Raw genomic sequence first — 13,421 nt, 5'->3', positions numbered from 1 at the left:
TTCAGGAATGTGCCGCGGCGGTGCGCGTTACCGTGGCCGTGGGCCGCTCCCGGTCGCTGGCGCCGGGCTTGAGGAAAATCGTCAGTACCACCGAGAACATCAACGCGCCGCTCATCAACAGGTACGACGCACCCGGCGAGCCGGTGGAGCTGTTCAGGTAACCGACAAGATAAGAACCGCCAAACGAACCGAGGGCACCCATGCTGTTGATCAGCGCCATGGCGCCGCCCGCGACGTTGGCCGGGAGGATCTCCGGAATGATCGCGAAGAAGGGGCCGTAAGGCGCGTACATGCAAGCGCCGGCAATCACCAGCAAGGTATAGGACCACCAGAAGTGTTCGGCACCCAAGGCGTAGGAGCCATAGAAGGCGATCGAGGCAATCAGCAGTGGCGGCCAGACGAAACGTTTACGTTTTTGCAGTTTGTCCGAACCCCAGGACACCAGCAGCATACCGATCACCGCCGCCAGGTACGGCAGCGCCGACAGCCAGCCGGCCTGGACCATGTCCATCTGCGCGCCGGCCTTGAGGATCGACGGCAGCCACAGCACGAAACCGTACACGCCAATGCTCCAGCAGAAGAACTGCAGGGCCAGGATGATCACTTTGGGAGAACGGAAGGCTTCGGCGTAGTTCTTCACGGCCTTGATGCCGACCTGTTCGGCGGCCAGTGCGCTTTCCAGATCCTGCTTTTCCTGATCGTTGAGCCACTTGGCCTGTGACGGACGATCATCGGCCAGGCGCCACCAGATGAATGCCCACAACACTGCCGGCAATCCCTCGACGATGAACATCCAGCGCCAGCTGTAGTGCTGCACCAGGTAGCCCGAGACCACTGACATCCAGAGCATGGTCACCGGGTTGCCGAGGATCAGGAAGGTGTTGGCCCGCGAACGTTCGGCGCGGGTGAACCAGTGGCACAGGTAGATCAGCATCGCCGGCATCACGGCCGCTTCGACCACGCCGAGCATGAAGCGAATGACGATCAGCCAGTAGGCATTGGAGACAATCCCGGTCAAGGTCGCCAGGCTGCCCCAGAGAATCAGGCTGACGAAAATCAGCTTCTTCACGCTGTGTTTCTGCGCGTAGATCGCGCCGGGTACCTGGAAGAAAAAATAGCCGAGGAAGAACAGCGCGCCGAGCATCGACGACAAGCCTGGTGTGATCATCAGGTCCGCCGCCATGCCGGACGCGGCGGCGAACCCATAGTTGGCGCGATCCAGATACGCCAGGCTGTAGGTGATGAACACGATGGGCATGATGTACCACCAGCGGCGGGTGGCGAGCGTTGCGGTTTTCATGAGTGATGCTCCTGAGCTTGTTGTTTTTGTCGCAGCAGGTAACGGTTTAAATCTTCAGTGACTGTTCTGGCCTATTCGCGAGCAGGCTCGCTCCCACAAATCCGATCCAATGTGGGAGCGAGCCTGCTCGCGAAGACGGCTTCGAATTCGCTGGCCATTTCAGGCCGGGTCGGCAACCCCTCCATATCCCCTCGGCTCTGCACCGCACGGCTGCCAATCCAGTTGGCGCGTTTCACGGCCTCGGCAAAGCTATGGTTTTCCAGCAGCGCGCTGATCATGCCGACGGCAAAACCATCGCCGGCGCCCACCGTATCGACTACCGTGGCCACCGGCACGCCAGCGACGAAACCTTGATCAAGATGGGTGCGGTAGTAAGCACCGTGCGGGCCAAGCTTGATCGCCACGGCTTCGGCGCCTTGGTCGAGGTAAAACGCGGCAATGTCGGCCGGGTCTTCGAAACCGCTCAGCAAGCGACCTTCGCTCAAGCCCGGCAGCACCCAATGGGCGAGGGCGGCGAGGCGGTTGATCTCTGTGATCATGTGTCGCTCGCTCGCCCACAGGCTCGGGCGCAGGTTCGGGTCGAAGGACACGCTGCGCCCGGCCTCGCGCATGCGGGTCATCAACTCGAACGACATCTGCCGCGCCGACTCCGACAGCGCCGGGGGAATGCCGGTGGCGTGCAGGTGCCGGGCCTTGAGCAACTCGGGCACGATCGAGTGCGGCGACAGGTGACTGGCCGCCGAACCACGGCGGAAGTACTCGACCACCGGATCGCTGCCATCGTCGGTGCGGGACTTGAGTTGAAAACCGGTCGGGTGGGCGGTGTCGATGTCGACGTGGCGGCAATCCAGGCCTTCTTTTTCCAGGGTGTCGACCACAAACCGGCCCAATGAGTCGGCACCGACCCGGCTCAGCCATGCCACGTTGAAGCCAAGCCGGGACAAACCGATCGCAACATTGCTGTCAGCCCCGGCGATGCGCCTGTGGAAAGCACTGACCTCGGCCAGGTCGCCAGCCTGCTCGGCAACGAACATCACCATGGTTTCACCGAACGAGAGGATATCGATCTCAGACATGAACATTCTCCCGTTGCGACTGGCCGAGGCGGGCGAGGGCCGCCACGTGTTCGCGGGTCAGTTGCACCAGGTCATCGCCTTGCAGCGGATATTCCGCAGCCCGCATAACACCTTGGGCCATGTGCTGCAGCAGCTGTTCCCACTGTTGCAAGTCGCTGGCGGTCGGCGGGATGGCGACCAGCTTGTCGTCAGCGCGACGCGCTACCGCTTTGCAGTGCACATAGCCGACGTGGCGTCCGAGAAGGCGCGCGGCGCTGGCGGCGGACTGGTCCTGCCAGTGCCAATTGCCGATGTCGAAGGTCATTTTGATTGGCAACCCGTGCTGCTCGACGTCCGCGAAAAAACGCTGGAAGGGTTCGATGCGGCCACCGTGCAGGGTCTGGTCGTTTTCCACCAGCAACTGCACGGGGCTGGCGTCCAGCAGCCGGGCGAGGGCGTGCAGGTCGCAGTTGTCGGTGAAATAGCCCAGCGACACTTTGAGCCATTTGGCACCAAACGCCTCGGCGCGTTGCAGGGCGGTGATCAGTTCTGGATTGGGCCTGGATTGCCCGGCCAGCCAGAGTTCCATGGGCGACGAATACACGCTCTCCAGGCCTTCTGCCTGAGTGGCACTGGCCAGTTGAACGGGGTCCTCAAGGGTCAGTAATTCTTCGCGCCACTCAATGCGCGTGGCGCCGGCGGCGGCCAGTACTTCAATAAAGCTGCCTTGGCCGCGCTGGCGCACCAGGTCGGCGCCGTAGCTGGAGAGGCTGATGGAAACGGCTGGTTTGTGCATTGTTGTTTTACCTCTGAAACCGGTTTCATTTTTGTTCAAAAAAAATGGCTGTACTGCTTGGGGCCCCTTCGCGAGCAGGCCGGAACATTCACCGAGAATTTCCAAGGGTCGATCCCCTAACAATCAACCGCGCCGAAAAATCCAGCGTCCGCACCGCCCCGTCTTCCCCCCGCAGCCGCTTGAGCAAACACTCAAACGCGCTGGCGCCAATCTCGGTGGTCGGCTGGGCCAGCGCGGTTATCCCGCTACCCACCAACGGATACCAATCCAGATCATCCAGAGCAATCAGACCCACATCCTCAAACAGGTTGCACTTGAGTTCACGCAACGCATGGGTGCAGGCCAGCGCCGCAATCCCGTTCGCGCAAAACAGCGCTTTCGGGCCGGGGCCAGGCATGTCGAGGAAGGCTTTAAGTTGTGCGGTCAGCTCATTGCCGGTTTCGATGATGCTGCCATGAAGGAGCGGGCGCAGGGCTATTTGCGCCTTGAAGCTGCCGACCCGTTCGATCCGCGAACTGGTGCCATCGAACGGTTCGGTCACCATCAGCACGTCGCGGTAGCCGCGCTCTTCAAGATGGACGATGGCCATCTCGACGGCGGCCGGGTTGTTTAGCCCGACCATGTCGCTTTCCAGGTCCTCGACCTTGCGGTCCACCAGCACCAGGGGCATTTCCCGGTGCAGTTCGTGCAATTCGTCACGGTGATGACCGAGGGTGTTCACGATCAGGCCTTCGATGTTGTACGAGCGCAGCAGGGCCAGGTGCTGGCGCTCTTGCTCGTCGTCGCGGTCGGTGTTGCACACCACCAGGCTATAACCGTGCTGACGGCAGGCGGTTTCCACCCCGTGCATCACGGCAATTGAATAAGGGTTGCGAATATCGGCCACCAGCATGCCGATCAGGCGGGTGCGCCCGCGTTTCAGGCCGCGGGCCATCTGGTTCGGGCGATAGCCCAGTTCCGCAATCGCCTGCTCGATGCGTTGAGCTATGGCATCGGAGAGCAGGGCGCGGTCTTCGCCGATGAACCGCGAAACGCTGGCCTTGGAGACCTTGGCGTGTTCGGCCACGTCGAGCATGGTCACGCGGCTGCGCTGGGCGGCGGAGAAATCGTTCACGGTCTGAAACCTTCTTATTGGATTTATAAGGCCGAGCGCTTCGTGAGATAACGCTGAAACCGGTTTCAGGAGACACCAAAAGCCAATTCGCCGTCAAGCCCCGGATTGTCAATTGTCGAACAAACACCGACGGGTGGCGCTCAGACTAATACGCTCAGCCACGCCGAACCCAGCAGCAACAGGCCCATGCAGCGATTGAAACGTTGCATGGCCCGGGGCGAGCGCAACCAGCGACTCGACCCGGCACCGAGCAGGGCCCAGACACCCAGGCAGGGCAAGGAAATCAGGAAAAACACCAAGGACAGGTTGATCACGTGCACGAACCGATCTTCGCCCGCTCCAGCGAAGACACTGACCACCGCCAGCGCCATCATCCAGGTTTTCGGGTTGATCCATTGCAGGCTGGCGGCGCCTACCCAACCCAGTCGAGCACCGGTTTTCTGCGTGCTGATGGCTTCGGCCGGCGAACGGATAATCTGCCAGGCCAGATAACTCAGCCACGCCACACCGACCCATTGCATGACGCTTTGCAACGCAGGCCAGGCCGTCAGTGACGAACCAACGCCCGTGCCCACCAGCAACACCAGCGTCGCGGCACTGGTGCAGGCGCCGAAGATAATCGGCAGGGCGGCGCCCAAGCCGTATCGGGCACTGTTGCTGAGCACCAGAATGTTGGTCGGTCCGGGTGTGATCGACGCCACCAAGGCAAAGAGCAAGAAGGGCAGTAACGTCGGGAAAGAAGAGAGCATTGCGGGCGAACTCCGGTAAAGATCAGTGAAACCGATCTTCACAATCCCCGGCGTTACTTGTCTGGAAGATTTGAGCAGCGCTTGCGGTACAGGGCCGGCGTCAGGCCATAGGCGAGCACGAACCAGCGGCCCAGATGGCTCTGGTCGGCAAAGCCCAGCGCCATCGCCACCGCCGCCGGTTGTTCGCCACGGGCCAGCATTCGCCGCGCGGTTGCAAGGCGCAATTGCACCAGATACGCGTGGGGCGCCATGCCGTAAGCGGCTTTGAACGCACGGGTCAGGCGGAAGCGGTCGACACCTGTGACGGTCGCCAGTTGATCGAGGCCGATGTCGTATTGCGCGTTGGCATGCAGGTAGTCCCGGGCCTTCTGCGCCACGCGCGGCAGACGCGGGTCCTGGCCATCGCGGGCGCGCCAATGCAAGTGGCTGGTCAGGCGCTCGAGCAACGCGTCGAGGGCGGTCTGGCGGACGATCTTCAGCTCACCGCGATGCAGGGTTTCAAACGCCAGGCTGGTGGCCTGGGCCAGGCGCGCATCGCTGGCCAGGGTGGCGGCGAAACTCAGTTGGCTGTGGTCGGGGGCATGATCGAACACAGCGCCGAGTTCGCGCTGTAACCACTGTGGATCGAGGTACAGCATGCGGTAGGTAAAACCGTCGGCGGTCGGTGCGTCGCCGTCGTGGATGTCACCGGGCTCGAGCAAAAACACCTTGCCCGGCGTGCTCTGGTGCCTGGCCCGTCGGCAATTGAATTGCTGGACCCCTTGCTCGGTCACGCCCACCAGATAACTGTCATGCCAGTGCGGGTCGTAGGCGTGACCTTCGAAATGCGCGCGCAGGGTCTCGATGCCGGTGTCGGCGTCCTGGGCCAGGTCGATCCAGTTGTGAGCGTTCATGTTGCACCTGCGGGACGGATTGCCGAGCTATTTAACGCCTGCTGCAAGTGCGATGACTAGAACGTTTGTGCAGGCATCAGTTAAACAGGCCCGCCGCAATATTGATTGAGAACCCAAGGATGGCGGTGTTGAACAGAAAACCGATCAACGATTGCGCCAGCACGATCTTGCGCAAATCGCGGGTCGCCACGCCGACATCCGAGGTCTGCACCGCCACGCCGACGGTGAACGAGAAGTACAGGAAATCCCAGTAATTGGGCGTCGTCAGGCCTTCGGCAAAGCGCAGCGCCGGCTCTTTGCCTTCCCAGGTGTAAAACAGGCGCGCGTAGTGCACGCTGAAAATCACCCCGATCAGCAGCCAGGAACCGATCACCGTCAATGCAGTGAAGGCGTAGTGCAGGAGCTTGCGGGTGGTTTCCAGGTCTTTGCTGCCGGCCAGTTCGAAGGTGATGGTCGCCAGGCTGGCCAGTGCCGCGATGCACACCACCAACAGCACCAGCCCGGCGTTTTCGTCTTCGATTTCGGCGATGCGTTTTACGTCGGTCGCTTTCGAGCGCACGGTGAGCCAGGACATCAGGATCAGGTAAGTCCAGACTCCGGCATTCCAGCCGATGAGGATTTTGCTGATCACCGAATCGGCCGGAACCAGGATGCCCGCCGCGATACCGAGCGTCGTGGCGGCGGACAGGCGAGGGTGGGTGTGAGTGAGGTAGGGCATGGAGGCTCGAAGGATTGGGGGGATGTAATCACCTTAGCCCAGGGCTGTCCGTCGTGACCACCATCATCAGGTTTACACAATCCCCTGTAGGAGCCGGCTTGCCGGCGATATCGCCCTTGAAGATTGCATCGTTATCAAGGCCGTCTTCGCTGGCAAGCCAGCTCCTACAGGGGACGTGGTGTGGGTTAGAGATCTTTATGGCGCTTGCGCACCAGCTTCATCACCACCACAAAAAACACCGGCACGAACACCACGGCCAGCGTCGCCGTGATCATCCCGCCGATCACCCCGGTGCCGATGGCCTGCTGGCTCGCCGAACTGGCGCCTGTGGCAATCGCCAGGGGCACCACGCCGAGGATGAACGCCAGCGAAGTCATGACAATCGGCCGCAACCGCAGGCGTGCCGCTTTCAGGGTGGCGTCGACCAGGTCGTGGCCTTCGTCGTACAGGCTCTTGGCGAACTCGATGATCAGGATCGCGTTCTTCGCCGACAGACCGATGATGGTGATCAGCCCGACCTTGAAGAACACGTCGTTGGGCATGCCGCGCAAGGTCACGGCCAGCACCGCGCCGAGCACGCCCAGCGGCACCACCAGCAGCACCGAGGTCGGGATCGACCAGCTCTCGTACAACGCCGCCAGGCACAGGAACACGATCAACAGCGACAGCCCGAGCAGGATCGGCGCCTGGCTGCCGGACAGGCGTTCCTGCAACGACAACCCGGTCCATTCCTGGCCCAGGCCCGCCGGACCTTGCGCCACCAACCGCTCGATCTCGGCCATGGCCTCGCCGGTGCTGTGGCCCGGCGTCGGTTCACCGGAAATGCTGATCGCCGGATAGCCGTTGTAGCGGGTCAACTGCGCCGGGCCCTGAGTCCATTTGGCCTGCACGAAGGCCGACAAGGGCACCATTTTTCCGTGGGTGTTGCGCACGTGGATCTTCAGCAGGTCTTGCACCTGGCTGCGCTGGTCGCCCTCGGCCTGCACCACGACGCGCTGCATCCGCCCCTGGTTGGGGAAGTCGTTGATGTAGGCCGAGCCCACGGCCGTGGACAGCACATTGCCCACGTCGGCAAAGGACACCCCCAGCGCGTTGGCCTGCTTGCGGTCTACCACCAATTGCACCTGCGGCGCTTCGGCCAGGGCGCTTTCGCGCACGTTCATCAGGATCGGGCTTTTTTCGGCGGCCGCGAGCAAGTCGGTGCGCGCTTGCATCAGCTTCTCATGGCCGAGACCACCGCGATCCTGCAGGCGGAACTCGAAGCCGCTGGACGTACCCAGGCCATCCACGGGCGGCGGCAGCACGGCAAAGGTCACGGCGTCCTTGATCTGGCTGAGGGCGACGTTGGCCCGGTCGGCAATCGAGCTCGCCGAATCGTCGCTGCCGCGCTCGGACCAGTCTTTGAGCGTGCTGAACGCCAGCGCCGCATTCTGCCCGCTGCCGGAGAAGCTGAACCCGAGAATCACCACGCTGTCGCGAATGCCCGGCTCGCCGGCGTTGTGCGCTTCCACCTGCTCGGCCACCTGCACCGTACGGTTTTTGCTCGCACCCGGTGGCAACTGGATGTCGGTGATGGTGTAACCCTGGTCTTCCACCGGCAGGAACGAGGAGGGCAGGCGACTGAAGGCCAGGCCCAGGCCGATCAGCAGCACGCCGTAGATCAGCAGGTAGCGCCCGGTGCGTTTCAACGCGTAGGCGACCCAGCCTTGATAGCGCTCGGTCAGTTGCTCGAAGCGGCGGTTGAACCAGCCAAAGAATCCGCTCTTTTCGTGGTGCTCGCCTTTGGCAATCGGCTTGAGCAGCGTTGCGCACAGGGCCGGGGTCAGGGTCAGGGCGAGGAAGGCCGAGAACAGGATCGAGGTGGCCATCGACAACGAGAACTGCTGGTAAATCACCCCGACCGAGCCCTGCATGAACGCCATCGGAATGAACACCGCGACCAGCACCAGGGTGATACCGATGATGGCCCCGGTGATCTGCTGCATGGCCTTGCGCGTAGCTTCCTTGGGCGACAGGCCCTCGGTGGCCATGATGCGCTCGACGTTCTCCACCACCACGATGGCGTCGTCCACCAGAATGCCGATCGCCAGCACCATGCCGAACATGGTCAGCACGTTGATCGAAAACCCCAGCGCCAGCATCGTCGCAAAGGTGCCCATCAACGCCACCGGCACCACCAGTGTCGGAATCAGCGTGTAGCGGATGTTCTGCAGGAACAGGAACATCACCGCGAACACCAGCAGCATGGCTTCGCCCAGGGTGTAGACCACCTTGGTGATCGAGACCTTGACGAAGGGGGAGGTGTCGTACGGGATCGAGTACTCGACGTTTGCCGGGAAGTAGCGCTTGAGTTCGTCCATCTTCGCCCGCACCAGGGTCGCGGTGTTCAGGGCGTTGGCGCCAGGCGACAACTGCACGGCGACGGCGGTGGACGGCTTGCCGTTCAGGCGCGTGGAAAACTGGTATTCCTGGCTGCCGATCTCGACCCGCGCGACATCGCTGATGCGCACGGTCGAACCGTCCGGGTTGGCCTTGAGGACGATGTCGGCAAACTCTTCGGGTGTCGACAACTGACCCTTGACCAGAATGGTCGCGGTGATTTCCTGGGTGGTGCGGGTTGGCAGATCGCCGATGCTGCCGGCCGACACCTGGGCGTTTTGCGCGACGATGGCGGCGTTGACGTCCGCTGGCGTCAGGTTGAAGGCGAGCAGTTTCTGCGGGTCGATCCAGATCCGCATCGCCCGCTCGGCGCCGTACAGCTGCGCCTTGCCAACGCCGTCCAGGCGCTTGATTTCGTTCATCACGTTGCGCGCCAGATAATCGCTGAGCGCCACGTCGTCGAGCTTGCCGTCGCTGGACGTCAGGGTGATCAACAGCAGGAAACCGGAGGAGACTTTCTCCACCTGCAAACCTTGCTGGATGACCGCTTGCGGCAGGCGTGACTCCACGGCCTTGAGGCGGTTCTGCACATCCACCTGCGCCAGTTCCGGGTTGGTGCCCGGCTGGAAAGTGGCCTTGATGGTCGCGCTGCCGAGGCTGCTCTGGGATTCGAAATACAACAGATGATCGGCGCCGTTGAGTTCTTCCTCGATCAGGCTGACCACGCTTTCGTCCACGGTTTGCGCCGAAGCGCCCGGGTAGACGGCATAGATTTCGATCTGCGGCGGCGCGACGTCGGGGTACTGCGCCACCGGCAACTGCGGAATGGCCAAGGCACCGGCCAGCAGGATGAACAACGCGACCACCCAGGCGAACACCGGGCGGTCGATAAAGAACTGCGGCATAAAAAAGCGTCCTGCTTACTGACCAGTCACCTGGGCAAGTGGAAGAGGGGAGTCGTCGATCTGCACTTTCTCGCCGGGGCGGGCGTGCTGCAGGCCCTCGATGACGATGCGGTCGCCGGCTTTCAGGCCGCCGGTGACGATCCAGCGATCGTTCTGCACGGCGCCCAGTTCGACCGGTTGCTGGCCGACGCGCTGTTCGGCGTCGAGCAGCAGCACCTGGGCGATGCCGGCGCTGTCGCGCTGGATGGCCCGTTGCGGCACGCTGATGCCCTGGCGATTGACCGCTTGTTCCAGGCGCACGCGCACGAAACTGCCGGGCAGCAGGTCGAGGTCGGGGTTGGGGAACTCGCCGCGCAGGATGATCTGGCCGGTGCCCGGGTCGACGGTGATGTCGCTGAACAGCATTTTGCCCGGCAGCGGGTAGAGGCTGCCGTCATCCTGAATCAGCGTGGCCTTGGCCTGGTCCTGGCCGACCTGCTGCAACTGGCCGGAACGGAAGGCGCGGCGCAGTTCGTTGAGTTCGCGGGTGGACTGGGTCAGGTCGGCATGAATCGGGTTGAGTTGCTGGATCAGCGCCAGCGGCGTGGTTTCGTTCTGCCCGACCAGCGCGCCTTCGGTGACCAGCGCACGACCGATGCGCCCGGAAATCGGCGCGGTGACGGTGGCGTAGCCGAGGTTGAGTTTTGCCCGCTCCACCGCAGCCTTGTTGGCCGCGACGTCGGCGGCGGTCTGCCGTGCGTTGGCCCGGGCGTTGTCGTAGTCCTGGCCGCTGATGGCCTTGTCGTCGATCAACTGGGCATAGCGCTGTTCCTGCAACCGGGCCTGGAACGCGTTGGCCTCGGCTTTGCGCAGCGCTGCTTCGGCGCTGTCCAAGTCGGCCTTGAGCGGCGCCGGGTCGATGCGGAACAGGACATCGCCCTGTTTCACGTCACTGCCTTCACGGAAGGTCCGCTGCAGGACCACGCCGGCCACGCGGGCACGCACTTCGGCCATGCGCGGTGCGGCAATCCGTCCGCTCAGTTCGCTGCTGATGGTCAGTGGTTGCGCTTCGATGGTCTCGATGCGAACCGTGGCCAGCGGCGCCTGTTCCTCGGCATTCGAGGCCTTCTCGCACGCACCCAGTGTCAACGCCAGAGCAATCAGACTGAGCCTGGCAAGCAGATTCTTCGACATGTAATACCCCAATAAAGACTCCCAGCATCCTACTGGGCGCAGGCGAGGGTAGCGGTGAAGCTTTGTTGGTGCTGTGTGAAATTGTGTAAGGGTTTTACTCAGAGACGAGTGAGGGCGTATATCCTTCAGTCCTTGAATTTTATTGCGCCTGTCAGGCCGCTATCGCTGGCAAGCCAGCTCCTACAATTGAAATGCGATCCCTTGTAGGAGCTGGCTTGCCAGCGATAGCGAGCTGATGGTCACCACCGCGTTTGCTGGAAACACCCCATGCCCAACATCCTCCTGGTCGAAGACGACACCGCCCTCGCCGAATTGATTGCCAGTTACCTGGAACGCAACGGTTATTCCGTCAGCGTGATCGGTCGCGGTGATCATGTGCGCGAGCGTGCGCGGCTCAATCCGCCGGACCTGGTGATCCTCGACCTGATGCTGCCCGGTCTCGACGGCTTGCAAGTCTGTCGCCTGCTGCGCACCGATTCGGCGACCTTGCCGATCCTGATGCTCACCGCCCGCGACGACAGCCACGACCAGGTACTGGGCCTGGAAATGGGGGCCGACGACTACGTCACCAAACCCTGCGAGCCACGGGTGCTGCTGGCGCGGGTGCGGACCCTGTTGCGCCGCAGCAGCCTCAGCGAGCCACAGACCGCCAACGACCGCATTCTGATGGGCAACCTGTGCATCGACCTGTCCGAACGCACCGTGACCTGGCGCGAGCAATTGGTGGACTTGTCCAGCGGTGAGTACAACCTGCTGGTGGTGCTGGCCCGACATGCCGGGGAGGTGCTGAGTCGCGACCAGATCCTGCAACGCCTACGCGGCATCGAATTCAACGGCACCGACCGTTCGGTAGACGTGGCGATCTCCAAGTTGCGGCGCAAGTTCGACGACCACGCCGGCGAGGCGCGCAAGATCAAGACCGTGTGGGGCAAGGGCTACCTGTTCAGCCGTTCCGAGTGGGAATGCTGAACCGATGTTCAGAATCCTCTTTCGCTTGTACCTGGTGACCATCGTCTCGTTCAGCGCGGCGATTTATCTGGTGCCGGACCTGGTGGTCAAGGTGTTCCACGAACGCTTTGTCACCTACAACCTCGATTACTCCCGTGGCTTGCAAACGCTGATCGTCAAACAGTTTCACGCGGCTCCGGCCGAACAGTGGCCGGCCTTGGCCGCCGAAATGGACAAGGACTTCAATCCGCTGCACATCGTGCTCAGCGGTAACGACGACAGCAGCCTGACGCCTGAAGAGCAGCAGCGCTTGCAGCGGGGCGAGAACGTCGTGCGCGTGGGTGACTGGGGCTGGCGTACGCTGGCGGTCGCACCGCTGAACGAGCGCACCGTGGTGCAAATGGTGGTGCCGCCGGATCCGCTGGACGTCAACCTGTTGTACTGGAGCATCAACGTACTGATCGGCGCGACCATGCTCGCGTGCCTGTTGCTGTGGCTGCGTCCGCACTGGCGTGACCTGGAACGCCTCAAGGGCGCGGCCGAACGCTTTGGCAAGGGCCACCTGGGCGAGCGCACGCAAATCTCCCCGAGTTCCAACATCGGCAGCCTGGCCAGCGTGTTCGACACCATGGCCGGGGATATCGAGAACCTGCTCAACCAGCAGCGCGACTTGCTCAATGCGGTGTCCCATGAGTTGCGTACGCCATTGACCCGCCTGGATTTCGGCCTGGCGCTGGCCCTCTCCGACGACTTGCCGGCGGCCAGCCGCGAGCGCCTGCAAAGCCTGGTGGCGCACATTCGGGAACTCGATGAGCTTGTGCTTGAGTTGCTGTCCTACAGTCGCCTGCAAAACCCGGCGCGACTACCGGAGCGGGTCGAAGTGTCACTGGATGAGTTCATCGACAGCATCCTCGGCAGCGTCGACGAGGAGCTGGAGTCCCCGGAGATCGTCATCGACGTGCTGCTGCACGGCCAGCTCGAACGCTTCAGCCTCGACCCTCGCCTGACCGCCCGCGCCCTGCAAAACCTGCTGCGCAACGCCATGCGCTACTGCGAAAAGCGTATCCAGATCGGTGTGCAGGTCTATGCCAGTGGCTGTGAAATCTGGGTCGACGATGACGGCATCGGCATACCGGATGACGAGCGCGAGCGGATTTTCGAACCCTTCTACCGTCTTGACCGCAGTCGAGATCGCGCCACGGGTGGTTTCGGACTGGGATTGGCGATCAGCCGGCGCGCCCTGGAAGCCCAGGGCGGCACGCTGACGGTGCAAGCCTCGCCGCTGGGCGGGGCGCGGTTTCGCTTGTGGTTGCCATTGCCGGTCTGATTTCGACAAACGGCCGCATTATCTGTCAGGTTTGACAGTAGCAAGGTGCCACGCTTATGGGTCT

11 protein-coding genes are annotated in these 13,421 nt (G+C 62.6%); 2 read left to right on the top strand and 9 right to left on the bottom strand.

What is annotated here, in order from left to right:
- Position 1: 1 nt before the first annotated feature.
- The 9 genes from CD175_RS00860 to CD175_RS00820 form a co-directional block, all read right to left on the bottom strand.
- Positions 2-1,300 (bottom strand): MFS transporter, encoded by a 1,299-nt coding sequence (locus CD175_RS00860; protein ID WP_104447280.1) that lies wholly within the window; start codon positions 1,298-1,300, stop codon positions 2-4.
- 71 nt (positions 1,301-1,371) lie between these two features.
- Positions 1,372-2,376 carry a sugar kinase gene (locus CD175_RS00855; protein ID WP_104447279.1) on the bottom strand — a complete coding sequence of 335 codons (1,005 nt, stop codon included), beginning with the start codon at positions 2,374-2,376 and terminating at the stop codon, positions 1,372-1,374.
- Positions 2,369-3,151: a sugar phosphate isomerase/epimerase family protein gene (locus CD175_RS00850; protein ID WP_104447278.1), complete on the bottom strand. Its 783-nt coding sequence runs from the start codon at positions 3,149-3,151 to the stop codon at positions 2,369-2,371. The genes CD175_RS00855 and CD175_RS00850 overlap by 8 nt, the downstream gene beginning before the upstream one ends.
- A gap of 88 nt (positions 3,152-3,239) precedes the next feature.
- Positions 3,240-4,265 carry a LacI family DNA-binding transcriptional regulator gene (locus CD175_RS00845; protein WP_104447277.1) on the bottom strand — a complete coding sequence of 342 codons (1,026 nt, stop codon included), beginning with the start codon at positions 4,263-4,265 and terminating at the stop codon, positions 3,240-3,242.
- A gap of 140 nt (positions 4,266-4,405) precedes the next feature.
- Positions 4,406-5,014: a LysE family translocator gene (locus CD175_RS00840; protein ID WP_104447276.1), complete on the bottom strand. Its 609-nt coding sequence runs from the start codon at positions 5,012-5,014 to the stop codon at positions 4,406-4,408.
- Positions 5,015-5,067: 53 nt separating this feature from the next.
- The gene (locus tag CD175_RS00835; RefSeq protein WP_104447275.1) at positions 5,068-5,907 is read right to left on the bottom strand and encodes an AraC family transcriptional regulator; all 840 of its coding nucleotides are present in this window, start codon (positions 5,905-5,907) and stop codon (positions 5,068-5,070) included.
- Between the two features lie 76 nt (positions 5,908-5,983).
- Entirely contained in the window at positions 5,984-6,625 is a 642-nt protein-coding gene (locus tag CD175_RS00830) for a DUF1345 domain-containing protein (RefSeq protein WP_104447274.1), read from the bottom strand.
- A gap of 185 nt (positions 6,626-6,810) precedes the next feature.
- Positions 6,811-9,909, bottom strand: a complete 3,099-nt coding sequence (locus CD175_RS00825; RefSeq protein WP_104447273.1) for a multidrug efflux RND transporter permease subunit — start codon at positions 9,907-9,909, stop codon at positions 6,811-6,813.
- A 15-nt stretch (positions 9,910-9,924) separates the two neighbouring features.
- Complete coding sequence (locus tag CD175_RS00820) at positions 9,925-11,082, bottom strand: efflux RND transporter periplasmic adaptor subunit (protein WP_104447272.1); 1,158 nt, start codon at positions 11,080-11,082, stop codon at positions 9,925-9,927.
- 267 nt (positions 11,083-11,349) lie between these two features.
- On the opposite strand from CD175_RS00820, the gene CD175_RS00815 reads away from it, so the two are divergent.
- Together CD175_RS00815 and CD175_RS00810 are read left to right on the top strand one after the other, a co-directional pair.
- The gene (locus CD175_RS00815) at positions 11,350-12,051 is read left to right on the top strand and encodes a response regulator (RefSeq protein WP_104447271.1); all 702 of its coding nucleotides are present in this window, start codon (positions 11,350-11,352) and stop codon (positions 12,049-12,051) included.
- 4 nt (positions 12,052-12,055) lie between these two features.
- Positions 12,056-13,357 carry an ATP-binding protein gene (locus CD175_RS00810; RefSeq protein WP_104447270.1) on the top strand — a complete coding sequence of 434 codons (1,302 nt, stop codon included), beginning with the start codon at positions 12,056-12,058 and terminating at the stop codon, positions 13,355-13,357.
- The last annotated feature ends 64 nt before the right edge of the window (positions 13,358-13,421 follow it).

Origin of the sequence: Pseudomonas laurylsulfatiphila, from assembly GCF_002934665.1 — a bacterium.
Taxonomy (GTDB): Bacteria; Pseudomonadota; Gammaproteobacteria; order Pseudomonadales; family Pseudomonadaceae; genus Aquipseudomonas; species Aquipseudomonas laurylsulfatiphila.
This window is presented reverse-complemented; position numbering and strand designations above follow the sequence as displayed.